This window comes from Altererythrobacter sp. TH136 (assembly GCF_007065885.1).
Classification (GTDB): Bacteria; Pseudomonadota; Alphaproteobacteria; order Sphingomonadales; family Sphingomonadaceae; genus Tsuneonella.
Genome location: NZ_CP041409.1, coordinates 322420 through 345670, shown reverse-complemented (window position 1 = coordinate 345670; position 23251 = coordinate 322420). Strand labels below are relative to the sequence as shown.

At 63.6% G+C, this 23251-nt stretch carries 25 protein-coding genes and 1 tRNA gene; 15 read left to right on the top strand and 11 right to left on the bottom strand.

From position 1 onward, the window contains the following. Positions 1–50 precede the first annotated feature (50 nt). Entirely contained in the window at positions 51–161 is a 111-nt protein-coding gene (locus tag C0V74_RS13085) for an SPOR domain-containing protein (protein WP_207912380.1), read from the bottom strand. A 105-nt stretch (positions 162–266) separates the two neighbouring features. Then, the gene (locus C0V74_RS01730; protein WP_349236018.1) at positions 267–1211 is read right to left on the bottom strand and encodes a lytic murein transglycosylase; all 945 of its coding nucleotides are present in this window, start codon (positions 1209–1211) and stop codon (positions 267–269) included. Positions 1212–1374: 163 nt separating this feature from the next. On the opposite strand from C0V74_RS01730, the gene C0V74_RS01725 reads away from it, so the two are divergent. After that, positions 1375–1464 (top strand) — tRNA-Ser (locus C0V74_RS01725). Between the two features lie 112 nt (positions 1465–1576). Here the strand turns inward: C0V74_RS01725 and C0V74_RS01720 are convergent. Next, positions 1577–1927, bottom strand: a complete 351-nt coding sequence (locus C0V74_RS01720) for a helix-turn-helix transcriptional regulator (RefSeq protein WP_143250354.1) — start codon at positions 1925–1927, stop codon at positions 1577–1579. Between the two features lie 249 nt (positions 1928–2176). Here C0V74_RS01720 and C0V74_RS01715 point away from each other — a divergent pair, with 249 nt between their 5' ends. From C0V74_RS01715 to C0V74_RS01680, 8 genes are all read left to right on the top strand, one after another. After that, on the top strand, positions 2177–3739 hold the full coding sequence (locus tag C0V74_RS01715) for a histidine kinase (RefSeq protein ID WP_143250353.1): 1563 nt from the start codon (positions 2177–2179) through the stop codon (positions 3737–3739). Beyond that, on the top strand, positions 3736–4383 hold the full coding sequence (locus tag C0V74_RS01710) for a response regulator transcription factor (RefSeq protein WP_168194125.1): 648 nt from the start codon (positions 3736–3738) through the stop codon (positions 4381–4383). The genes C0V74_RS01715 and C0V74_RS01710 overlap by 4 nt, the downstream gene beginning before the upstream one ends. A gap of 152 nt (positions 4384–4535) precedes the next feature. Continuing rightward, on the top strand, positions 4536–5063 hold the full coding sequence (locus C0V74_RS01705) for a hypothetical protein (protein ID WP_143250351.1): 528 nt from the start codon (positions 4536–4538) through the stop codon (positions 5061–5063). Positions 5064–5136: 73 nt separating this feature from the next. Then, a complete protein-coding gene (locus tag C0V74_RS01700; protein WP_143250350.1) occupies positions 5137–5373 on the top strand; it encodes a hypothetical protein in 237 nt (78 codons plus the stop codon). 162 nt (positions 5374–5535) lie between these two features. Next, positions 5536–6978, top strand: a complete 1443-nt coding sequence (locus C0V74_RS01695) for a hypothetical protein (protein WP_143250349.1) — start codon at positions 5536–5538, stop codon at positions 6976–6978. Continuing rightward, the gene (locus C0V74_RS01690) at positions 6912–7547 is read left to right on the top strand and encodes a hypothetical protein (RefSeq protein ID WP_143250348.1); all 636 of its coding nucleotides are present in this window, start codon (positions 6912–6914) and stop codon (positions 7545–7547) included. The genes C0V74_RS01695 and C0V74_RS01690 overlap by 67 nt, the downstream gene beginning before the upstream one ends. A gap of 249 nt (positions 7548–7796) precedes the next feature. Further along, positions 7797–8216 (top strand): 6,7-dimethyl-8-ribityllumazine synthase, encoded by a 420-nt coding sequence (gene ribH, locus C0V74_RS01685; RefSeq protein WP_143250347.1) that lies wholly within the window; start codon positions 7797–7799, stop codon positions 8214–8216. Beyond that, positions 8213–9139, top strand: coding sequence for an aldo/keto reductase (locus tag C0V74_RS01680; RefSeq protein ID WP_143250346.1), 927 nt, complete (start codon positions 8213–8215; stop codon positions 9137–9139). The genes ribH and C0V74_RS01680 overlap by 4 nt, the downstream gene beginning before the upstream one ends. On the opposite strand, the gene C0V74_RS01675 is transcribed toward C0V74_RS01680, so the two are convergent. Both C0V74_RS01675 and C0V74_RS01670 read right to left on the bottom strand, forming a co-directional pair. Next, the gene (locus C0V74_RS01675) at positions 9136–10206 is read right to left on the bottom strand and encodes a hypothetical protein (RefSeq protein ID WP_143250345.1); all 1071 of its coding nucleotides are present in this window, start codon (positions 10204–10206) and stop codon (positions 9136–9138) included. The genes C0V74_RS01680 and C0V74_RS01675 overlap by 4 nt on opposite strands. A gap of 1 nt (position 10207) precedes the next feature. Continuing rightward, positions 10208–11284, bottom strand: coding sequence for a phosphotransferase (locus C0V74_RS01670; protein ID WP_143250344.1), 1077 nt, complete (start codon positions 11282–11284; stop codon positions 10208–10210). A 74-nt stretch (positions 11285–11358) separates the two neighbouring features. Between C0V74_RS01670 and C0V74_RS01665 the strand changes: the two genes are divergently transcribed. Next, the gene (locus C0V74_RS01665; RefSeq protein WP_143250343.1) at positions 11359–11670 is read left to right on the top strand and encodes a hypothetical protein; all 312 of its coding nucleotides are present in this window, start codon (positions 11359–11361) and stop codon (positions 11668–11670) included. A gap of 18 nt (positions 11671–11688) precedes the next feature. On the opposite strand, the gene C0V74_RS01660 is transcribed toward C0V74_RS01665, so the two are convergent. After that, complete coding sequence (locus tag C0V74_RS01660; RefSeq protein WP_143250342.1) at positions 11689–13767, bottom strand: M13 family metallopeptidase; 2079 nt, start codon at positions 13765–13767, stop codon at positions 11689–11691. Between the two features lie 108 nt (positions 13768–13875). Continuing rightward, entirely contained in the window at positions 13876–15162 is a 1287-nt protein-coding gene (gene eno, locus C0V74_RS01655) for a phosphopyruvate hydratase (protein ID WP_143250341.1), read from the bottom strand. Between the two features lie 171 nt (positions 15163–15333). On the opposite strand from eno, the gene C0V74_RS01650 reads away from it, so the two are divergent. The 5 genes from C0V74_RS01650 to C0V74_RS01630 all read left to right on the top strand — a co-directional run bounded on the left by C0V74_RS01650 (position 15334) and on the right by C0V74_RS01630 (position 17558). Next, entirely contained in the window at positions 15334–15957 is a 624-nt protein-coding gene (locus tag C0V74_RS01650) for a hypothetical protein (protein WP_143250340.1), read from the top strand. A gap of 25 nt (positions 15958–15982) precedes the next feature. After that, the gene (locus tag C0V74_RS01645) at positions 15983–16390 is read left to right on the top strand and encodes a phage holin family protein (RefSeq protein WP_143250339.1); all 408 of its coding nucleotides are present in this window, start codon (positions 15983–15985) and stop codon (positions 16388–16390) included. Next, positions 16387–16701 carry a hypothetical protein gene (locus C0V74_RS01640; RefSeq protein ID WP_143250338.1) on the top strand — a complete coding sequence of 105 codons (315 nt, stop codon included), beginning with the start codon at positions 16387–16389 and terminating at the stop codon, positions 16699–16701. The genes C0V74_RS01645 and C0V74_RS01640 overlap by 4 nt, the downstream gene beginning before the upstream one ends. A gap of 33 nt (positions 16702–16734) precedes the next feature. Further along, positions 16735–17229 carry a hypothetical protein gene (locus C0V74_RS01635; RefSeq protein WP_143250337.1) on the top strand — a complete coding sequence of 165 codons (495 nt, stop codon included), beginning with the start codon at positions 16735–16737 and terminating at the stop codon, positions 17227–17229. 95 nt (positions 17230–17324) lie between these two features. Beyond that, positions 17325–17558 carry a DUF4170 domain-containing protein gene (locus C0V74_RS01630; protein WP_131623211.1) on the top strand — a complete coding sequence of 78 codons (234 nt, stop codon included), beginning with the start codon at positions 17325–17327 and terminating at the stop codon, positions 17556–17558. A gap of 261 nt (positions 17559–17819) precedes the next feature. Here the strand turns inward: C0V74_RS01630 and greA are convergent, their stop codons facing one another. From greA to carA, 4 genes are all read right to left on the bottom strand, one after another. Next, positions 17820–18296, bottom strand: a complete 477-nt coding sequence (gene greA, locus C0V74_RS01625) for a transcription elongation factor GreA (RefSeq protein ID WP_131623213.1) — start codon at positions 18294–18296, stop codon at positions 17820–17822. 105 nt (positions 18297–18401) lie between these two features. After that, the gene (gene carB, locus C0V74_RS01620) at positions 18402–21725 is read right to left on the bottom strand and encodes a carbamoyl-phosphate synthase large subunit (RefSeq protein WP_143250336.1); all 3324 of its coding nucleotides are present in this window, start codon (positions 21723–21725) and stop codon (positions 18402–18404) included. Further along, positions 21709–22089, bottom strand: coding sequence for a hypothetical protein (locus tag C0V74_RS01615; RefSeq protein ID WP_143250335.1), 381 nt, complete (start codon positions 22087–22089; stop codon positions 21709–21711). Before C0V74_RS01615 ends, carB begins: the two co-directional genes overlap by 17 nt. Next, positions 22086–23249, bottom strand: a complete 1164-nt coding sequence (gene carA / locus C0V74_RS01610) for a glutamine-hydrolyzing carbamoyl-phosphate synthase small subunit (RefSeq protein ID WP_143250334.1) — start codon at positions 23247–23249, stop codon at positions 22086–22088. Before carA ends, C0V74_RS01615 begins: the two co-directional genes overlap by 4 nt. Positions 23250–23251 lie beyond the last annotated feature (2 nt).

Here is a 23251-nt window from a genome sequence, read left to right as displayed (position 1 = left end):
ACTTCCATCTAATGACCAAGTGCGCTCCCGCCGCCAGCGGGGCCGGCGGTTCAACCTGCGGTGGTGACTCGCGCATCGCTATATCCGGCAGCGCGCACCTTGGCGAGCGCAGCTTCGGCTTGTGCCTTCGTGATGTAGGGGCCGGTTCGAACCCGGAACAAGTTGCTTAATGGACGCGCAAAGCCATCGAGCGCCTTGGCCGCACGGTCCGCGCTCAGCCTGGGAGAGCCACACTCGATTTAAGGATCAGGAGCCGGGCAGCGGCGTCAACGGGCAATCTCATCTGCGAGCAACCCCACGCTCATCGCATAGTAGTTCGAGCAGTTATACTCGAGGATCACCCTGTAATTCGCCGTCAAGAGCCAAGCGCGTGTGCCCGGGCCATCAGGCTGGAACAGGGCGGTCATGACATCATCCGCCAGATAAGCCTGCGGCTGAACGCCCAGCGCCCGCCATTCGCGAACAGTGCGCCATTGACCGTGCCGCTCGTGAACCCGGTTGCACACGGGCGGAATCAGTTTCGAACGGACGCTGTTCCAGTTGAAACCATTGGGCACCGTTGCCCGGACGCCCCAGGGTTGACCCCGCCGCCACCCCGCATCGCGGAAATAGTTCGCGATGGACGCGAGCGTATCCGCGCGGCTGTTCCAGATATCGCGCCGACCGTCGCCGTCGCCATCCTGCGCCAGCCTGAGATAGATGCTCGGCAGAAACTGCGGGTAACCGAACGCGCCCGCCCAGCTGCCCTTCAGCGTGCTGCGCTGCACCCCGAGGTCGGCGATCTTGAGCAGATCGACGAATTCGGTCGCGAACAACTCACGTCGCCGTCCCTCCCACGCAAGCGTCGCAAGACTGCGAGCGAGATCGAAGTCGCCGGTATAGCTGCCGTAGTTCGTTTCGTGCCCCCAGATGGCCACTACGATCGGCGCCGGCACCCCATACCGGGCTTCGAGCTGCGCAGCGAGTGGACCGAGCGCCTGATAGTTGCGCCGCCCGCCGCCAATGCGCGCGGCATCCACGTGGGTGTTGAGGTACGGCTGCAGGGGCGAGAAGTTGCTACTGCTTGAGGGAGCGCCGGGCTGGGCCCGATCGAGTTCAATCACCCTGTTGTTGGGCGTTAGATCGTACGTCATCCGTTGGATTGTCGGTTCGCTCACCCCTTCAGCGCGGGCGCGTGCCACCAGCAGTTGCAGGTATGAATTGAATGACATGTCCTGCGCCGCGGAGGGCACGGAGGAACACGCGGCGGCGAACGAGGCGAGTATAGCAAGGAGGGTGAGGCGCATGGGGCTGTGTCGCATAGCGGGTATAACGGGGTAAACCTCAAACGGTTCGTGACACTGGCATTTTGCCGCGCTAGCCGGGCTTTTCGCCGGACAGGTGGCCGAGTGGTTTAAGGCAGCGGTCTTGAAAACCGCCGTGGGTTAACGCTCACCGTGGGTTCGAATCCCACCCTGTCCGCCAATTTTCACCGCAGCCCAAGGGTTAAGCGGTTTGGGTCTTTCGGCCGTGACGCCCCCTCCGCGTCCCCTTCCGTGGGTCGATGGCGCATAACCGGGCCTTGAGGCTGAGGCGATCAGTGCGTGGTCGGCCCACCATATACGATGTTGATCGTCACCGCTGCATGATCCACGCCCGCCGCACGCGCAATGCGTTGCTGGCAATCGGCGACTATACTCGAAAGATCAGGTGCAGGCGCATTCTCGCTGTCGAACAGGCGGTCAATCGGCGTGTCGAGCAGTCGTGCAAGCGCCTGGCGATTGTCGGTCCGCGGACTGGACTGATCGTGCTCCCAACTCCACACAGCTACTTTGGACACCCCCAGTTCGGCGCCAACCTCAGCCATGCTCATGTGGGCCAGCAGCCGCGCACGGCGGATACGCTGTCCTTGCGTCAGGCAGGCCTCCCTCGCGGTGGATCTGGTCATCGGAAGCTCCCGGGTTGAGCTACGTTGTGGACTTCGTCGAGGAGTTGGTAGGTAAAGTTTCAGAGCGGCCGGGTAACCTATCAAAGGTTAGTTAAGTCGGCGAGTCGTTTGGCCACGCTTAACTTGGAGGACCGCGCCGCAGTGCCCGTTATCGATCGCAGACGCAGAAGGCTGAGCGTTCTTCGCCCGTCCTTGCAGACATCGGGTGCGGCGATTGCATGCAGCCGAGTTGTGCTCGCCAGCGTTTTCTTGCTCGCGATCTACATCGATCCCTCACAGCCCTCGGCCGCCCCGGCGCAGATCTATGCGCTGCTGGCAGTCTATATCGCCGTTGCAGCAGCGTTGGCCTTCATCGCGGCAAGTTCGTGGTGGTGGGATCACCGGCTAGCGCGGCCCGCTCACGCTCTCGACCTGCTCGTGTTCGCCGCGGTGGTTTTCGCCACCGAAGGATATACCAGCCCGTTCTTCACGTTCTCATTGTTTATCATTCTGTCAGCCTCGATCCGCTGGGGCGGTCGGCAGACCGTGCGCAGCGCGATCACGGTCAACCTGTTTTTTCTGCTCTCCGGCCTGGCGGCCGATGTGTTCGGGAATTCCGAAATCGACGTGCAGCGGTTGCTGATCCGCAGCAGTTACCTTGGCGTCCTGTCGCTTCTGTGCATCTGGTTTGCGTACGACCGGGACCGGCTGGCGCGGCGCGCCACTCTCCGCCGACGCCTTCAGGACCCAGCGGAAGACGAGAAGGGAAATCTCCCGCAATTGATCTGCAACCATGTCGCGGCGCGTTTGAACGCATCGCGCGTGGTGTGCGTTTCTCGTGACGAGGGAGAGCCGTGGGCGCTGGTTCATCAGATGGATGGGTCCGGCAGGCTGTCCGGAGCCAGGGCAACACCGGTAGCGGCGGCGCTTTTCGGCGCGATGCCTGATGAACCTGTTCTGCTCGATGGGCGATCAGGTCGCATGCTCGCGGGCACGGCCACGGACGCGCGACAGATAGATATGCCCAAGGCCTTGCGGCAATTTGCCGAGGCGAGCGATCTGGGGCACGCGATCGGCATAACCATTCACACTCAAGATTTCGAATGCGCGATCCTGGCTGCTGGTGCCGCTAGCTTGTCGTCGGACGACCTGACCACTGCAGCCGAGGTGCGAGAGGAGCTTGAGTTCCTGGTGAAGCAGGACTTGCTCAGCTCGTTGTCCCAACAAGCGGAGCGGCAGCGGGTCCGTTTTTCCATCGGGCGCGACCTGCACGACAGCGTGGCGCAGGTCGTCGCGGGTATCTCCTTCCGTCTGGAGGGGTTCAAGAAGTCGGGGAAAAGCGCTACGGAACTCGCAGAAGACATTGAAATCCTGCAACAGGAACTTGCGACCGAACAACGGCAGTTGCGATCGATGATCGCCGATCTGCGACGTCCAAACTCTCAAGTTAGACGAACCGATGTGGCCGCGCATCTGACCGCGCTGGTCCAGCGGCTTGCCCGGCAATGGGATATCGCCTGCACGTTCACCAGCCCGGCGGACTTAATCGTCGCGCCCGATCTCGAACGCGAACTCAACCAGATGGTGCGGGAGGGCGTAGCCAACGCCGTCCGGCACGGGCGGGCGGATCGTGTCGCGATCGTACTGCAAGCGTCAGGTTCTGGGCTCGCGCTCGAGATCATCGACAACGGCCGCGAGAGCATCGCTCCCGGGGAAGTCAGGCCGCGCACGCTGAGCGAGCGGGCGGCTGCATTAAGCGGGTATCTGAAGGGAACGACCGGTCCCGAAGGCACCCGCATCAGGGTGGATTTGCCGATGGGAGCAAAAGCGTGACCACAGTGCTGTTGGCCGACGATCACCCGCTTATGCTCGCCGGGATTGCCAGCCTGTTCGCGGGCACCTCCTTCCGGATCGTCAGCCAGGAAAAGGATGGGGACGCAGCCCTCGCCGCGATCCTGGAACTGAAGCCTGACATTGCGCTGATCGATCAGTCGATGCCTGGCCTCAGCGGTGTGGAGATCCTGCAAATCCTGCGGCAGTCCGACAATGCGACCAAGGTCGTTATCCTGACGGCCCATCTTGATGACGACTGCCTAGTGGAGGCGATCGATCAGTCGGTGGAAGGAATCGTTCTCAAGGACGGCGGTGACCGCCTCCTGATCGAATGCCTGGAAAAGGTCGCTGCCGGTTCTCGCTGGATTCCGCGCGAACTGATCAACCGCGCGACCAAGCTTAGGGAAGACAGCAGGAACGACCCGCTCACCCAGCTCAGCTCGCGCGAACGAAGCATCGCCGGGCTGGTGGCGCAAGGCCTGCGCAATCGTGCCATTGCCGAGGAACTGGGTCTGACCGAAGGCACCGTGAAGGTGTACCTAAATCGGCTGTACGAGAAGCTCGGCATCTCCAACCGCACGGAACTGGCGCTAACGGTGAACGGCGCGCGGCTAACGGACGATGCGCCGGGAGACGCCGTTTAACGGCTTGTTTTCATTCCGCCTCGCTCCGGCACACATTGTCGTGACCTACCCAAAGTAATTAGCGACTCGGCAGTGATTCGTTAGGGAATTCTCAACCCGCTCCTAACCACGGGCGCACCGGGTGGGTTTTCTGACCTAACAAGGATTTTTCCATGAAGAAGATGCTGCTTGCGGGCGCCGTTGCGCTCGCCACGATTTCGACCGCCGCCGTTGCTGCAGTCTCGGTGATCGACGGGGTCGGTTTCGTCGGCAAGGGCGACGTTCAGCTGGCCTTCGGCTGGAACAACAGCCAGCTCCAGAAAAATGCATCGGGGCTCTCCTTCTCGTATAACGACGAAGCCAGCTACGAAGCTGTCTGCACCTTCACGACCGGCGAAGGAAATCGTGGCGAAAAGATTCACAACATCAATCACAAGACCAAGACGGGTGTGAGCAGCAGCGTTTCCTATGACGCGCGCGTTCGCAATCAGATCACGGGATTTAACCTGACTGGCCTGACCAACACCGTGACCATCGGTGGCTCGGTCCCGGTGGTCGGCGGTGCGTGCCCCGGCAATGCCGGTCACGAAGGCGAATGGACTGCCGTTACTCTGGTCAGCAGCACCGGCGGCCTGTTCGTGAACTACGCTGGTACCGCGGTGGCGCTGCCGAACACCCCGGTCCTCACGACCACCATCTGATTTTTCAGATCTGCACCGTATCGATCGGGGCGCGCGCCGCTGAGGCACGCGCCCCGTGTCTTGAGTCGCGCTTGTGAAACGTCTTACCCTATCCGCTGCGCTGTTTTCGACTGTCGCGGTCCCCGCGCTGGCGGAGCAGACCGCCGACGGTAGCGGTTCGCCGCCGCCAGACGCGATCGTGGTCACTGCGGACCGCCTCATCATCGAGGCGTTGCGCGGTATCGCTCCCGAACGTGAGTACACCGAAACCGACGTGACCGATCGCGGCCTGTCCACCGTCGGAGAATTCATTGACGAGGTGCGGTCGTAAAACGGCGACGACGAGGCGGTCTTCCTCATCAACGGCGAGCCGGTTGCCGACATCGACGATGTCGCGGACTTCCCCGCCGAGGCGGTCGAGCGGCTCGAAATCCTGCCGCGCGGCAGCGGCCAGCGGATCGGCCGGCAGGGCGACCGGCGCGTCTACAACGTCGTGCTGAAGAATCAGCTTCGCTCGGCCACACTGACCGCCGCCCGCAAGATCGCCACCCAGGGCGGTTGGGGCGAGAGCGCGGGTGAAGCGATCCTCAGCCGCATCGCCGGGCGAGAACGGATCAACCTCACGCTGCGCGCTCGCGGATCGGACCCGCTCCTGGAAGCCGATCGCGACATCGTCCAGCCCACCCCCGGCAGCGTCGGCCGACCGGCCGACTTCTATGAGGACGTGGACGCCGGCCGCTTCCGCACGCTGCGCGGTGCCAGCAGAAGCCACGAAGCCAGCCTCATCGGCGGCACCCCGATCGCATCGGGCGTAACCTCCAGCTTCTCGTTCATCGGCCGCTTGGGGCAGGACGAGAACCTTTCTGGCTTGCCATTCCTGTTGTTCCTGCTGCCGGGCAATAGCCCTTCTGCTCCGAGCGGAACTGACAGCACGCTGTTGCTTGCCGGCAGCGATCCACTGACCAACCGGTCGAACCGGAGAAGCCTGGCGGGCAACGCGTCCATCAACGCCACGCGGGGAAGCTGGACCGCTTCGCTCACAGGGCAGTTCAACCTGTCGCGGCGCACGTTCCGCAACGAGCGGTTGGACACCTCCTCACTGCCCACCCCGGTGCTGGTGCCCGCCGATCGAAATCCGTTCAGCGACGCGCTGGATGATTTCTTCGTCACCGCCCGCACCGCAACGACAACGTCCGACCGAACCGCATCCCTTAAGCTGAACCTCGGTGGGCCGCTGTTCGCCTTGCCGGCGGGTTCGTTGCGAGTCCGCGGCGCAGTGCAGCGCGAAGGTGAACACTTGCGTACCGAAAGTCGCAGATTCGCCTCCGCGGCGCCGCGCACGTTCGATCGCTCCGCCACCCATTGGGATGCTGGCCTCGACATCCCGCTGGCCAGCGAGCGGCAGGATTTTTTAGCACCGCTCGGCGAACTCAACCTCAGCCTCGACCGGGGATACGATCTGGTCGCGCGCTTTCGCACCCTCGATCGCAAAGCCGCCACACTGCTGTGGCAGCCGGACCAGAGGCTGAGCATCAGCGCCTCGGTCACATCGGGTGAAGAACTGCCCGCGCTTGATCTGCTGACCGACCCGACGATCATTTACGACAATGTCCGTGCGTACGATTTCCTGCGCCAGGAGACGGTCGACGTGTCGGTGATCACGGGGGGCAACGCCGCCCTGCTGCCGCTCGACAAGATCTCGCGCAAGCTATCGGTAAGTGGCGCGCCTGGCGGCGGTACAGCCTCCAGTTCAACCTCGATTACGAGGAGACCACGCTCCGCAATTTCGTGTCTGCCGTGCCTGCCGCCAGCAGCGCCATTTTCAGCGCGTTCCCCGATCGTTTCCAACGCGACGCGAGCGGTACGCTGGTGTCGATCGACAGCCGCCCGACGAACTTCGAGCGGGAGAAGCGGCGGGAGCTGCGCTACGGGCTGAGCTTTCTCCTGCCGCTGGGCGGGCCGAAGCTGACAGTCGGCGGCGACGGAAATGCCGCGGTTGCCAGCTTCCGTCCGGCGGCGGCTGACTCCGTGGCGCGGCTGCAGGTCACGGCGTCTCATTCGATCGCGTTGCGCGATGACATCGTGATCCGCCCGGGGCTTCCTGTGGTCGACTTGCTGAACGGCGGGGCGATCGGCGTCGGCGGCGGCCGGGGACGGCATCTCGTGAACGCTTCGACCGCATTGAGCGGAAAGGGCTATGGCGTGCGCCTGACGGGGCTCTACCGTAGCGGTTCGTCGACTTTCAGCGGCGCCGGCACCTCAGTCCAGCGGCTGAGCTTCGAACCGATCCTGACAGCGTCCGTCCGGACATTCGTCGACCTTCAGACGCTGGCCCCTGCACGAGGGTGGCTGAAGGACACCCGCTTGTCACTCTCGGTCGATAACATCTCCGGAGCACGCCAGCGCGTGGTCGACCCGAACGGTTTCACCCCGCTGCGCTTCCAATCGGCGTATCGCGATCCAATCGGGCGGACGGTCGAACTGGAGCTACGCAAGGTCTTCTGATCGCGGGATGCAGGCGGCGCCGACACTTGGCCAACCGACTTGCGGCAGCCCAATGATCAGCGGTTCGGCCATCACCCATTGTCGGACATTGGCCAGCGCGCTAATCGATTTCATAAGCTGTCGCGACCGCTTTCCTCGAGAGGGCGAACCTGCGAGCGGCTTTCCGAACGAAGAACCTTTATTCACATCGGTTAATGGCGACAGGTCAGCGCAACATCCCTGTCCGCCACCACACATGGGAGCACTCGCTTGGCCAAGTTCCTGATCGTCGAAGCGCGCTTCTACGACCACCTCAATGACATGCTGGTCGCGGGGGCAGGCGACCAGTTGAAGAAGCATGGACACCAGTACGATGTTATGGTGGTTCCCGGCGCGCTGGAGATTCCAGGCGCGATCGCAATGGCGTCGGAAAGCGAAGACTACGATGGTTTCGTGGCCATCGGCGTGGTCATCCGCGGCGAGACCTATCATTTCGAGATCGTCGCCGGCGAAAGCGCGCGCGGGATCATGGCGCTCACGATGGACGGCGTGCCCATCGGCAACGGCATCCTGACCGTGGAGAACGAGGCCCAAGCCATCGTCCGCGCCGATCCGCAGCAAAACGACAAGGGTGGCGAGGCGGCGAAGGCGGCGATGGCCCTGCTTTCGATCAAGGAGCAGTACGCATGAGCGCGCATGAGTTCATCGCCGGGATCCCGCTGGTTCTGGGCGGCAACGTGTTTGGCTGGTCTTCCAAGGGTGATGAGGCGTTCGCGGTGCTGGACGCCTTTTACGAAGCGGGCGGCCGGATGATCGATACCGCGGACGTCTACTCGGCGTGGATTCCGGGTCATCAAGGCGGCGAGTCGGAAACCGTGCTCGGCGAATGGTTGGAGCGCAGCGGTGTCCGCGCTGACATGCGCATCCACACCAAGACCGGAATGCTCGGCGGGGCTGAGCTTTACGATCCGGCGCGTGTGCTGCAATCACTGGACGCCTCGCTGGAGCGACTGCGGACCGACCGGGTCGATCTCTATTACGCGCACAAGGATTACCCTGAGCTCGACATCGCGCAGATCGTCGAGGCATTCGACGGTGCGGTGCGCAGCGGCAAGGTGCGCGCCTTGGGCGCCTCCAACTTCGATGCGGCACGGCTCTCGGCAGCGCTGGACCAAGCAGAGGCAGCTGGCGCCACGCCGTTCGCCGCCTTGCAGAACGAATACAACTTGGTGGCACGTGATGCCTACGGGGAGGATCTTCAGAGCCTGGTGACGGAGCGCGACCTTGCGATGCTGCCCTTCTTTGGGCTGGCGTCAGGGTATCTTACCGGCAAGTACCGTACCGAAGCGGACTTCGCGCAATCGCTTCGGGGTGGGCGTGCCAAGGAGCTGGCTGGCACCAATGGTCCGCAGGTCTTGCAGGCGATGGACGAAGTCGCCGCAGAAACCGGCGCAAGCCATGCAGCGATCGCGCTGGCGTGGCTGGTGCGCCAGCCCGGCATTCCAGCGCCGATCGCGAGCGCGCGAACAGTCGAGCAGTTGCAGCAATTACTCGACTTTACGCGCGTTGAACTGACCGACGACCAGCTTGGACGACTGAGCGCAGCGGCTTAGGCGGGGTCTGCCAGACCCTGTAGCCCCAGCGGGTCGTACGGACCGATCGCAAGCTGCTCGAAAGTGCCGATGCCCTGTTCGCCGGTCGCTGCAGTAACGCGGCAGATCAGTTGGACATGCAAGTTATCGGGCCGCGCGGGGTCGATCGCCGCGAGGTCGATGTCCTCCCGCTCCACTTCCAGGGTACCGTGGTCGAGGCCATGGTTCCATTTGGGCGAGGTATAGCCCAGCCCCCGCATCTGAAACCGCCCGAGTACCTCGAACTCGAACCGCTCATCGGCAAACGATAGCGTCCCGCGTTGCGGCCATCGTGTCCCCGGCGCAGGCGGCGCGTCCATCGAACTGTGTTCGAATTCGCTGAAAGCTTCGGCACCATTACCGTCCGGCGCGATGACTGCTCGGGTATTCCACGGCGTACCATCCTGATGCGCGTTGAGATGCCAGAACAGACTGCGGCTGGGCAGGTTGACCGGAGTCCACTGCCAGAAGAACTGGCGAATCCCGCCGCCCGCCGCCTGCGGGTCCGAGGCACCGACCGGCCGCACCCCCCAGCTTCGGTCGCGAGTGCCGGCCGTGCCCGATGCGACACTCTCGCGTCTGCCGTCGATCTCAATCCACCCTTGGTAGTGACCGTTCTGGGTCAGCCGCGTGTAATCCATGATCGTGCGCGGTCCCACGCGCCATGTGAAGCGCGGCTCCTCGATCGGAAATGCGCGGCCGGTAAAGGTCAGGTCTGCGGATATCCCCTCCCCCTCCACCACCACCCGCAGTTTATGCAGCGGCTCGAGTATTTCTATGCGTATGGGCCCGCAGGACAGGTCCATACGCTCCATGCCCAGCTTGCGGCTGGCGTGCAGGCAATGTTGGGTCCCGCCCCTGATGGCGCAGAAATGGGCGTCCGCCACATCGAGGTGGGGATAGACGCCGAACGCGATCGCGAAAAATCCGCTGCCGTCAGGCGCATAGCCGTTGAAGAAATAGCGGTCGTAAAAATTGCGGTCCGTACCGGCATAGGCAACCGGCTCGGCGGTCTGGTGGATCGGATAATCGTCGCCTTTGGACAGCATCTCAGGCCTTTCCAGTCAGTAGATCGCTGGACTGGTGTTCTCGTGCGAGCGCGCAAGCACCCCGCGCCATCGACAGGAAGTTGGCGTCCCCGCGCTCCGTGCGCTCGACGAAAGCGGCACTGAACACGGCGGTGGACACCCCGTGCAGTGCACCCAGCCGGTAATCATCCCACACCGCGTCACGAGATAATGCGATCCCCCGTCCGGTCATCTCGGCACAGTAGAGATTGATCAGTTCGCCCTCCGCCTCGCGCCGCAAGTCATCGCCGATGCCGCAGCCGAGGAAATAGCCCAGATCGGTCAACCCGCTGCCGACCGCCACGGTCTGCCAGTCGAGCACCGCGATCGGTTCGGCCCCGCCGCGGATGTCGAACAGCATGTTGTCGAGCCGGAAATCGCCGTGAATGAGGCAGCGATCGCCCCCTTCGCGGCCGAACCACTGTTCATTCGCCTCGTTCAGTTCGGCGCACACCTGCATCAGTTCGGGTTCGAGCGTATCGGCGTAACGCTCGGCGAAGATGGCCTGCGCCTGCGGATATAGCGCCTTGACCTGCGCTAGCGCTTCAGGCCGCATGTGCAGCCACTCGCGGTCGATCATCTCCGCGTTGTTCCAGCTGGGCGCATGGATGGCGGCAGCCTGGCGGATCGCCTGTCGGGCCTCGGCCAACGAACAGCCGCCAAGCTGATTTCCCTGGCGGCATGGACCCAGGTCTTCGAACAGCAGGATAAAATCGGATCCGGCGTCATCGACCTCTGCGGCATAGGTTTGCGGAACGCGCACGTGCAACCGCGATGCCAATTCCCGGTAAAACAGCACTTCCTTGCGATATAGCCCGAACGCCGCTGCTGTGCCGCGGCTCGTGGTGTCGGCCGCCGGAAACTTGCCGGCCAGGGTCGCCGGCCCTTCGCCCCCTTCGTACGCGATCATGAAGCGAACGCTGTCGCCCACCTGGCCCGTGCCGATCGGCTGCCAGTCGACGCTTGTCACTCGCCCGCGCTCTAACTCTCCAGACGCTTGCAGGCGTTCGGTCAGCCATTCGGCGCTCACGGCCGACGGGTGCGCTGGAAATCCGCTCACGCTCTCTCCCTCTTTGCGAGGAACGCTACGGGTTGCCGTCGCTTATGACAATCGAGCTTGCGCACGGGGGTATCATGGACGGACCGCTTGAATGGATTGCCGCGATCGGAACGATGATCGCTGCCGGTCTGGTCGCCGCCGATCTCGGCCGGCGCGTCACGGGTTTCGGGTTCGTGCTCTTCTGCGCCGTGGCCATAACCTGGGTCGTGTCGGGCCTGACCAGCGACGCCCTGCCGATCGCGGCGATGAACGGCGTGCTGCTGATCATCAATGCATACGGGGTATGGCAGTACCTGCTGAGCCCGAAGAACCGCAAGGTCATGGATCGGCTCGAGCCGGTCGTAAAGAAGATTGAGCACGAGGTGGAAGCGGAGGAGCGGGCTTAGCCCTTCCCCCGCCGCCGATCACCAGACTTTCACGCGCTGATCCGGCGCTAGGTACAGCTTGTCACCTTCCTTCACGCCAAACGCGGCGTACCATTCGGGCATGTTTCGCACGGTGAGCGCCCGGTACTGGGCCGGAGCGTGGCCATCAGTGGCGATCCGCTGGCGCAGCGCAGCTTCGCGCATCTTGCTCGCCCAGGCTTGCGCATAGGCGATGAAAAAGCGCTGGTCGCCGGTGAAGCCGTCGATCACCGGCGCATCCTTGCCATTCAACGAGGCGCGGTAAGCATCGTATGATGCCTGCAGGCCGGCGATATCGGCGATGTTCTCGCCCAGGGTGAGCTCACCCTTCACGTTGAGCCCCGGGAACGGCTCGTACGTGTCGTACTGCGCGGCGAGCGCCTTGCCCGCCTCGTCGAACTTCTGCTTGTCGGCGTCGGTCCACCAGTTGCGCATCGCGCCGGTGGAATCGAATGCCGCGCCATTGTTGTCGAAACTGTGGCTGATCTCGTGGCCGATCACTGCTCCGATCGCGCCGTAGTTGAACGCTGGATCAGCCTTGGCATCGAAGAATGGCGGCTGCAGGATCGCGGCGGGGAAGTTCAGCGCATTCTGCACCGGCAGGTTAACCGCGTTGACCAGCTGCGCGTTCATCCACCACTCGTTCTTGTCGAGCGGCTTCCCGATCTTGCCAAGCTGCTGCTGGTAATGTGCGCGCTCCGCCGCGAGCACGCTGGCATAAGGGTTCTTGGGGTCGATCGTCAGGTTGCCGTAATCGACCCAGATGTCAGGATACCCGACCCCGACCGCCATCGTTTCAACCTTCTTTTTGGCTTCCGCCTTCGTTTCGGGCGCCATCCAGTCGAGCGCCTCGATCCGGTTGGCGAACGCGGTCTTGATGTTGTCGACCATGCCCTGGATTTCGGTCTTGGCCGAGGCGGGGAAGTACTTTTCGGCGTAAAGCTTGCCCAGCGCATCGCCCATGTATTCGTTCAGCGCAGCCAGCGCCCGCTTGTCGCGCGGACGTTGCTGTTCCTGGCCGAACAGCTGCTTGCCATAGAACGCGAAGTGCAGCTGATCGAGCTTGCTCGGCAGAACATCGGCGTGACTGTTGATCTGGTGGAAAGCGAGCCAGTCCTTCCACGCGTCGAGCGGCTCGCTCTGTACCAGCGCGGACAGCTTGGTGATCGCGCCCGGGTGATAGGCGTCGAACGTCTGGTACTCATCCAGGTTGGCGGCCTTGAAGAACGTGTCCCAGTCCATCCCCGGCGCATTGGCCGCGAAATCGGCTTGCGACCACAAGCTGCTGGCGGTCGCCCAATCGTCGCTTTCCTCGCGGCTCGCGTGCGCCTGCGCGATCTTCATTTCGAGGTTGAAGATGCGCTGCGCCTTGGCTTCGGCGTCGGCGACATCGGCCGCCGTCAGCAGTTCGGCGATATATTGCCGGTACCCGGTGCGCAGCCCGGCCATCTTCGGATCGGACGAGAGGTAGTACTCGCGCTCAGGCATGCCCAGGCCGCCCTGCAACAGGTACGGTACCACCTCCCCGCCCTTCAGCGCCTGGGTCACGAACACCCCGAACAGGTTCTCAGTCCCGAAGTCGGTCGCATTGAGCGGATCGACGTCGGCGCGGACCTGCGAACCCAGGACCTGCGCCAGCGCTGTCTTGTCGGAAATCTGCGCAAAGCGGGCCAGATCGGCCGCGATCGGTTGCATTCCCGCGGCGTCGATTGCCTGGGTGTCGAGGTAGCTCTGATAAAACGCCTTTACCTTGGCGCCCTCGCTTCCTTCCTCAGGATTCGATGCGACGATCTCGGAAAGCAGCGCCTCCAGGTTCTTCTCGGTCTGCTGGTCCGCGATCCAGAATCCGCCTACGCCCGAGCGGTCTGCCGGAATCTCGGTTTTTGCCAGCCACCCGCCGTTGGCGTACTGATACCAGTCGTCCCCCGGCTTGGCCGAGATATCCATCCAGTCCTTGCGGATCCCGATCTCGGTGCCGGGGGTCGAGGCGATCTCGGTCGCGGCCATGTCGCAAGCGACAGGCCCCAACGTCGCGGTGGCGACGCCGAGCATCAAGGCGGCCATCAAACGGGTATTCATCGGCGACTCTCCCGAACCGAACGGTTGCAATCGCCACCGTCTAGGAGCGTCAGTGCCGGTACGAAACAGACTTGATCCCCGTACAACCGTCTTTCGTCGAAAAGTCGCTCAGCCCGCCAGACGGCCCAAGCACGCTGCGCCCGGGTACACCGCGCTGGTGCCCAGTTCCTCCTCGATGCGGATCAACTGGTTGTACTTTGCCAACCGGTCCGAGCGCGCGAGGCTGCCAGTCTTTATCTGTCCGCAATTGGTGGCGACCGCGAGATCCGCGATGGTGGAATCCTCCGTTTCACCTGACCGGTGGCTCATGACGGCGGTGTAGCCCGATCGCTGTGCAAGGCTGACCGCCTCGAGGGTTTCGGTCAAGGTGCCGATCTGGTTCACCTTCACCAGCAGCGAATTCGCGAGGCCTTTGCCAATCCCCATCTGCAGGCGGCGCGGGTTGGTGACGAACAGGTCGTCGCCGACAAGCTGGACCGTCCCCCCGACCCGGTCGGTCAATGCTTTCCAGCCCTCGAAGTCGTCTTCGCTCATGCCATCCTCGATCGACCGGATCGGGTAGGCATCACACAACTGTGCCAGGAATTCGGCGTTTTCTTGCGGCGACAGCGACAGGCCTTCACCAGTCATCGCGTACTTCCCGCCGTCGAAATACTCGGTCGCCGCGCAGTCGAGCGCCAGCGCGATGTCCTCGCCCGGCTTGAACCCCGCCTGCTCGATCGAACTCATGATGAAATCGAGGGCGGCGCTGGTGCTGGCGAGATCGGGCGCGAAGCCGCCCTCGTCCCCCACGGCGGTCGAAAGACCCTTCTGGTGCAGAGCTTTCTTGAGAGTGTGAAACACCTCCGCACCCCAACGCACGGCTTCCGCCAATGTGGGCGCGCCGATCGGCATGATCATGAATTCCTGCACGTCGATCGGATTGTCGGCGTGCTCGCCGCCATTGATGATGTTCATCATGGGGACTGGCAACACGTGCGCGGCAACCCCACCGATATAGCTGTAGAGGGGCAATCCGCGCGCATCGGCCGCGGCCTTGGCGACCGCCAGACTTACACCGAGAATCGCGTTGGCACCCAGGCGGCTCTTGTTGTCGGTTCCATCCGCCTCGATCATTCCCAGGTCGATATCGCGCTGGTCTTCCGCATCGACGCCGGTGAGCAGTTCGCGCAGCTCGCCGTTGACGGCCTCGATCGCCTTGGTCACGCCCTTGCCCATGAAACGGGTTGCGTCACCGTCGCGCAACTCGACCGCTTCATGGGCACCTGTGCTGGCGCCTGACGGAACCGCGGCGCGACCGAAGCTGCCGTCTTCCAGGACCACGTCCACTTCGACCGTCGGATTGCCGCGACTGTCGAGGATCTCGCGCCCGTGAATGTCGATAATCGCGGTCATGGGGGTGCTCCAGACAAGAGGGTGTTGTATCGGGTTAAGACAGTGCCATATCGAGGGCAGCCGCCCTGTATGAGGCGGAACTATGCGGCGCAAGTCGCGTTCACCAAGCAATATCCCCCGGCCCACGGCCGGCGGCGATTTGTGTATTCGAGGGCAAGAAGGACAAACCACATGGCTGAGCCGACCCAGACTCCCAAACCCAAGACCACGCGCAAGGCGAGCAGCAGCAACCTGTCGGCTGACGCCGCCATCGCAGGCGCCGGTGCCAACGCCGCGGGGACTGACACCGGAGCGGCTACTGCCGCGACGATGAACAGCAACACGGCCGAGGCCAAGGGCCGGTTCAATGCTGCCTTGCAAGAGGCAAAAGCTGGCGCCGCTGCTCTGCGCAGCGAGGCAACAGAACGTGCGGCTGCGTACCGCGACCAGGCGCGCAGCCACAGTCAGGATTGGGTGGCGGAAGCCAAGACTTACGGTGATCAGGCGCGCGGCAAGGCCGGAGAACTGGCGGTGGACGGCAAGGGCCGGGTCGCTGAAGCCATCGCTGCGTTGGGCCGGGCGGTGTTCGACACCGCTCCGACGGTAGATGAAAAGCTGGGCGCCAAGTACGGCGACTACGCCCGCACCGCATCGCGTTCGCTCCAGGATGCATCGGCGCGGCTGGAAGCCAAGTCGGTAGACGAGATCGGCGAGGACGCACGCGAGTTCGTCCGTAAGAGCCCTGGCCTCGCAATCGGCATCGCCGCTGTGGGCGGTTTCTTGCTAGCGCGGATGTTCCGCAGTTCGAACGACTGACCCCTTCCGTTCCCGGGAGGGCACCTTGAGCGAACTCCAACCTGGTTTGAATGCTTCCGCCGGCCATGCGCCGGCGGAAGATCCTGCGTCGTTAGCCGACCATTCCCTGCGCGACGATGTCCGCGCGCTGATCGATGACGGCAAGACGTACGTCGAGGCGGAGCTGCAATTTCAGAAGAGCCGCGTAGCCTTGGTGGCCAATCGCGGACGATCCGGCGCGATCTTCGCGGTCGGCGCCCTGATCCTGCTGCATCTTGCCCTGATTACGCTGGCCATCGGAGCGGTCTACGCCCTGGCACCGGCAATCGGACGGTGGGGAGCAGTGGCGGTCGTGGTCGGCTTGCTCCTGATCGGCGGCATCGTGCTGGGCGTGATCGCGAAGCGGCGGTTCGGGGCACTGTCGATGGCGTTCAGCGGAGACTCCCGGCGATGACCGATCAGCTCGAGCGGAATTTTCGCGAGGACCGCAGGGTGCGCGATGCGGCGCGCGCGCTGGTGGATGCGGATCTTGCGAACCTGCGGGCAAATTACGCCGCCCGCGGACTATCCGACCGTATCAAGCATCACTTGACCGAAGGCGCCGCCGACGTGCTCGATGAGGCTGTGGCGGTGACCGAGGACAACAAGGGGGCGGTTGCGGCGCTGGTCGTGGCAATTGTCCTGTGGTTCGCTCGTCATCCGATCATCGACCTCCTTACAGACAGCGAGCCCACCCCGGAACATGAACCAACGCAGAGCCGTTGACGACCGAGCCACACTTTCAGGGATCCGGTAACTATGACCGACAGCCAAAAGCGTACTGAACTCAAGAACAAGATCGACGCCGCCGAGAAGCGTAACCAAGAGCGGAGCGGCGAGCAATCGTTCGGTGACTATGCGCGCGAAACGCGTGACAGAGCGACGTCGTTCGCCAAGGAACATCCGATCACGACCGTCCTAGGCGCCGCAGCAATCGGCGTTCTGATCGCCTCCCTCGTCCCAGGCCCCGGCCGCCGTTTGCGGAAGCGGGCGACCAAACAGGGTGCGGCATGGGCCGGCATGCTCGCTGACCTTGCCGTCAGCTATGGGTCGCAGGCCCTCGATAACGCCAGCAGCGCGGCGCGGTCAGGACAGGACAAGCTGGGCGATCTGGGAGACGCCTTGGGCCAAGGCGCGCGCACCGTTCGCAGAAGCGCGGCAGGCTTCGCCGACGAAGCCGGTACCGTCGGACGTGACGCGGGAAATCGCGCAGCCCGCACATTCCGCGATCTGCGCTCGCGCATTACCAACTAAGCCATTTGACTAAACGCAACCGATCGGCGCGGCGGGGTTCCCCTGCCGCGCCGGTTTGCCTATGGGGCGCGCGAATTCTCCCCAAGGATTGATCGATGACCGACAAGAAGCAGTTGCTCCACCTCGTCATGGGTGGCCGCGTAGCCGACCCGCAGACGCTTCAGTTCCAGGATCTCAATGCCGTGGAAGTGGTGGGCATCTTCCCCGATTATCCGACAGCGCTCGAGGCTTGGCGCAGCGCTGCGCAACGCACTGTCGACGATGCAGAGATGAAGTTCGTAATCGTCCACCTCCACCGGTTGCTCGACCCCGGGGCGGAGGGCAACTAGCATCATCGACCGACCGTAGCGAGATGACCGTTACCCTGGCGACAACGGTGCTCAGCGGGAATTAACGGCGAACGTCACGCCGATCGAGCCACGAATGGGCAGTCACCCACGAGCGCCCGCCCCTGCCACGACCTAACACACCGCGCGCGCGCCATCGCGTAGCGGTCGGCAGCTAGTTCGGCTTGTAGGAGACCTGCGTCGGCTCGGACCGCGTCAGGCGGGGAACGCTAGTGCCGACGGGTATCCAGGCTGTCGGGTTGTCTAGATGAACTCGACTTTCTCGACGAGATAGAACTTGTCGCCCGACGGCACGGTGACCTCGATCTCATCGCCAACCTTCTTGGTGATCAGCGCACGGCCGAGCGGTGAGTTGTAGCTGATGCGCCCCTGCTTGGCGTCTGCTTCGGTCTGACCGACGATCTGGTACTTCACCGGCTTCTCTTCGTCGTCGAGCAAAGTCACCGTCGCTCCAAACACGATGCGGTCGCCTGACAGCGAGGCCGGATCGATGATCTGGGCGCGGGTGATGCGGTCTTCCAGATCGGCGATCTGCGCTTCGACCTGGCCCTGACGTTCCTTTGCCGCGTGATATTCCGCGTTCTCGGACAAATCTCCGTGAGCGCGAGCCTCCTCGATCGCATCGACGATCTTGGGCCGTTCAGCGCGCAGCACTTTCAGGTCCGCGGTGATCCGCTCGTAACCTTCGGCCAGCATCGGCACTTTTTCCATCGTAGCCATCCGTATCTTTCTAATCTGCTCGTGCGCTCGGACAATTCGCGAGGGTGGCTGCCGGAGAGACAACCTCGTGCCGGTCGCGATGTCGGGGAGAACGCGTGGTGTTTGTCAGCTATAATAGTCCTGCAGCGGTCGCACTGCAAGCTGACTGGCCTTCACCTCGGTAATCGCGCGAGTAACCGCCAGGCTCGCTGCCGCGGTGGTGTAGTACGGCACCTTGGTTGCGAGAGCGCTCGCGCGGATCGACTGGCTGTCGAGCAGGGACTGCCAGCCTTCGGTGGTGTTGAAGATCAGCGCGATATCGCGGTCGATGATCCGGTCGACGATGTGCGGCTGCCCTTCGGCCACCTTGTTGACCCTTTCGACCGCGAGTCCCTGTTCCGCGAGGAAGCGCTGCGTTCCGCCGGTCGCGACGGCGGTGAAGCCATGCTCGATGAGCGCCCTGACTGCCGGAACGATTGCGGCCTTATCGCTGTCCTTCACCGACACGAACAGCACGCCATCATGCGGCAGGGTGTCGCCGGCGCCCAACTGCGACTTGAGGAAGGCAGTCGGGAAATCGCGGTCGATGCCCATGACCTCGCCGGTGGATTTCATCTCCGGGCCAAGCACGGAGTCGGAGCCGGGGAAGCGTGCAAAGGGAAAGACCGCTTCTTTCACCGCCATGTAGTTGAACGTCCGCTTGAACGGCGGGAAGCTCGACAGCGGCTCGCCGGCCATCACCCGCGCGGCGATCTTGGCGACCGGCTGGCCGATCGCCTTGGCGACGAACGGCACCGTGCGGCTGGCGCGGGGGTTCACCTCGATCAGGTAAACGTCATCGCCCTTCACCGCGAACTGGATGTTCATCAGCCCACGCACGCCGAGAGCCATGGCCAGCGCCTCGGCCTGGCGCTCCATCTCGGCGACGATTTCAGATGACAAGCTGTACGGCGGAAGGGTGCAGGCACTGTCGCCCGAGTGGACCCCGGCTTCCTCGATGTGCTGCATGACGCCGGCGATCCGCACCTCGGTACCGTCACACAAGGCATCGACATCGCATTCGATCGCATCGCGCAGGTACTGGTCGACCAGCACCGGGCTGTCGCCACTGACATTGACCGCGGTGGCGATGTAGTTGTCGAGCTGCGCCTCGCTGTCGACGATCTCCATCGCGCGCCCGCCGAGCACATAGCTGGGCCGCAACAGGACCGGATAGCCAATGCGCCGCGCGATAGCGGCCGCTTCGTCCCGGGTGCGCGCCAGGCCGTTGGCGGGTTGCTTGAGATTGAGCTTGGTCACCAGCTTGGCGAACCGCTCCCTGTCCTCGGCAAGGTCGATGGCGTCGGGCGAGGTGCCCAGAATCGGAATGCCTTCGTCCTCCAGCGCCTGCGCCAGCTTGAGCGGAGTCTGCCCGCCAAACTGGACGATCACCCCGACCAGCTCGCCGCGCGACTGCTCGACCCGCAGGATTTCCAGGACATCTTCGGCAGTTAAGGGTTCGAAATACAACCGGTCCGAGGTGTCATAGTCGGTGCTCACCGTTTCCGGATTGCAGTTGACCATGATCGTCTCATACCCCGCCTCGCTGAGCGCGAAACAGGCGTGGACGCAGCAGTAATCGAACTCGATGCCCTGCCCGATCCGGTTCGGCCCACCGCCAAGAATGACGATCTTGCGGCGGTCGCTGGGGGCTGCTTCGTCCTCCGGCTCGCCAAACGTCGGCGCCTCGTATGTCGAATACATGTACGGCGTGACCGCCTCGAATTCGGCGGCGCAGCTGTCGATGCGCTTGAACACCGGGAACACGCCCAGCTTGCGGCGCAAATCGCGCACCTCCGCTTCGCTGGTGGCACCGGCCATCGCGCGCAGGGTGTCGTGCAGCAGCCCTGCCCGCTTGGCCTGAGTTTCGCCCAATCCGCCCGCGACACCGACCGAGCGCACCGCCAGCGTGGCGAGCCGCTTGTCGGAAAAGCCCATCGCCTTCAGCCGCCGCATTTCCTGAGCGGTTCGCGGCAAACCTTGATGGCCCAGCATCTTCTCTTCGTAGATGATCGCTTCGATCTGGCGCAGGAACCATGGATCGTAGCCTGTGATCCGGGCGATTTCCGCCAGTTCGATGTCTTCGCGGAAAGCCTGCGCGACCTTCAGCAGGCGGTCGGGCGTGCGCTTGCTGAGCGAGGCGAAGATTTCGTCCCTGGGCGCGCCCTCAAGCTCGACGACGCGGTTGAAACCGTCGAGCCCGGTTTCCAGACCGCGCAGCGCTTTCTGCAACGATTCCTGAAAGTTGCGACCGATAGCCATCACTTCGCCGACCGACTTCATGGCGGTGGACAGCTCGTTCTTCGCGCCCTTGAACTTCTCGAACGCGAAGCGCGGGATCTTGGTGACGACATAGTCGATCGTCGGCTCGAACGCGGCGGGCGTGGCACCGGTGATCTCGTTGGTGATCTCGTCCAGCGTGTAGCCAACCGCAAGCTTCGCCGCCACGCGAGCGATCGGAAAGCCGGTCGCCTTGGACGCCAGCGCCGAAGATCGCGAGACGCGCGGGTTCATCTCGATGACGATCAGCCGGCCAGACTTCGGATCGACTGCGAACTGGACGTTCGAACCGCCTGTTTCCACACCGATTTCGCGCAGCACGGCGATGCTCGCCGACCGCATGATCTGGTATTCCTTGTCGGTCAGCGTCAGCGCGGGAGCGACCGTTATCGAGTCCCCGGTATGTACTCCCATCGGATCGACATTCTCGATGGCGCAGATGATGATCGCGTTGTCGTTCCGGTCGCGGACGACCTCCATCTCGTACTCTTTCCAGCCGAGCAGCGATTCCTCGATCAGGACTTCGGTGGTCGGGCTGGCGTCCAGACCCTCGCGAACGATCCGCTCGAACTCAGCCTTGTTGTAGGCGATCCCGCCGCCGGTGCCGCCGAGGGTGAAGCTCGGCCGGATGATCGAGGGCAACCCGGTCCGCTCGAGTACCGCGAACGCCTGCTCGACAGTGGTGGCCACCCCGCTGCGTGCGCTTTCGAGCCCGATTTTGTCCATCGCCTCGCGGAAGCGCTGGCGGTTCTCCGCCTTGTCGATCGCGTCGGCGTCGGCGCCGATCATCTGCACGCCGTACTTGGCGAGAGTGCCGTCATTGAATAGGTCGAGCGCGCAATTGAGCGCGGTCTGCCCGCCCATGGTCGGCAGCACCGCGTCGGGCCGCTCCTTCTCGATGATCTTGGCGACGATCTCGGGCGTGATCGGCTCGACATAGGTGGCGTCGGCGAACTCGGGATCGGTCATGATCGTGGCGGGGTTGGAGTTGACCAGGATCACCCGGTACCCCTCCTCCTTCAACGCCTTGATCGCCTGCGTGCCCGAATAATCGAACTCGCACGCCTGCCCGATGACGATAGGACCGGCGCCGATGACGAGGATTGAAGAGATGTCAGTGCGTTTGGGCATTACTCGCCTTGCGGTAGATAATGTTGGCTTGGATGGCACGCTTGGCTGTCTCTGCGAGAATGCAGTCGACCGCTTTCTTGTTCGCAGGAACCAAAGCAATCTCCGTGGTCGGAGAGTGGTCGTTGTAGAGAAACGTTGTCTCGAAGAACTTCGCTCCGCAATTCCGAGCTAGGTCGCCCGTCGCGTTGGCGATCATATCCGCGTCTCGGACATTGTCTTGCGCCCCCAGACGCTCAGGCTCAATCAACTCGAGGATCGCCGTTTCCGGTTGTGCGGGGGCGGGAGCAAATTGCTTTGCAAAAACGGCTATGATGGCTGTGACACCAGCCCCTAATGCGAACCAAATTAGCTTGGTTCGCCTCACCCCAACATCCCCACGAACTTCTCGAACAGGTAGAAGCTGTCCTGTGGCCCAGGGCTCGCTTCGGGGTGGTACTGGACGCCGAAGGCGCGCTTGCCCTTGATAGCGATCCCGCAGTTGCTCCCGTCGAACAGGCTGACATGGGTCTCCTCCACCCCCTCCGGCAGCGCAGTGTTGTCGACCGCAAAGCCGTGATTCATCGAGGTGATCTCGACCACGCCGTCTTCCAGCCGCTTGACCGGGTGGTTCGCGCCGCGGTGGCCCTGGTGCATCTTGCTCGTCCGCGCCCCGGCGGCGAGGCCGAGGATCTGGTGGCCGAGGCAGATGCCGAAGATCGGCACGTCCTTGTCCAGCAGCGCCTTCACCGTCGGCACCGCGTAGGCGCCGGTCGCCGCGGGATCACCGGGGCCGTTGGATAGGAACACCCCGTCAGGCTTCAGCGCCTCGATCTCGGCCAGCGAGGTCTGCGCCGGCACCACCGTCACCCGCGCCCCGGCCTGCGCCAGGTTGCGGAAGATGTTGTCCTTGCTGCCATAGTCGATCGCGACCACGTGCGGCTTGCCGTTCCAGTCCGCGCGGCCATAACCCTTGCCTAGTTCCCACGCGCCGCCGCCCCATTGCTCTTGCTTCTCGCGGCTCACCCGCTGGGCGAGGTCCATGCCCTCAAGCCCCGGCCACTCGCGCGCCCGCTGCAGCAGCTTGGCGAGGTCGAACTTGCCCTTGGGATGATGCGCGATCACCGCGTTCGGTGCGCCCGACAGGCGGATGCGGCGGGTGAGCGCGCGGGTATCCACGCCCGCCAGACCGATCTTGCCCTTTGCGCTGAGCCAGTCGCCCAGTTCCTGCTCCGCACGAAAGCTGGAGTGCGGGGTCACTTCCTCCCGCACCACGCAGCCAACCGCGCCTTCGACCTGACTCTCCACATCCTCGGCATTGGCGCCGACGTTGCCGATGTGCGGAAAGGTGAAGGTGACGATCTGCGCGGCGTAGGAGGGATCGGTCATCACCTCCTGATAGCCGGTCATCGCGGTGTTGAAGCACACCTCGCCCACGGCCTCGCCAACCGCGCCGAAGCCCTTGCCCCAGATCACCGTGCCATCGGCCAATACCAGCACGCCGGTCGCGCCTTCTGGTTGCGCAGGCGTATTGGCAGGATCAGGCATGG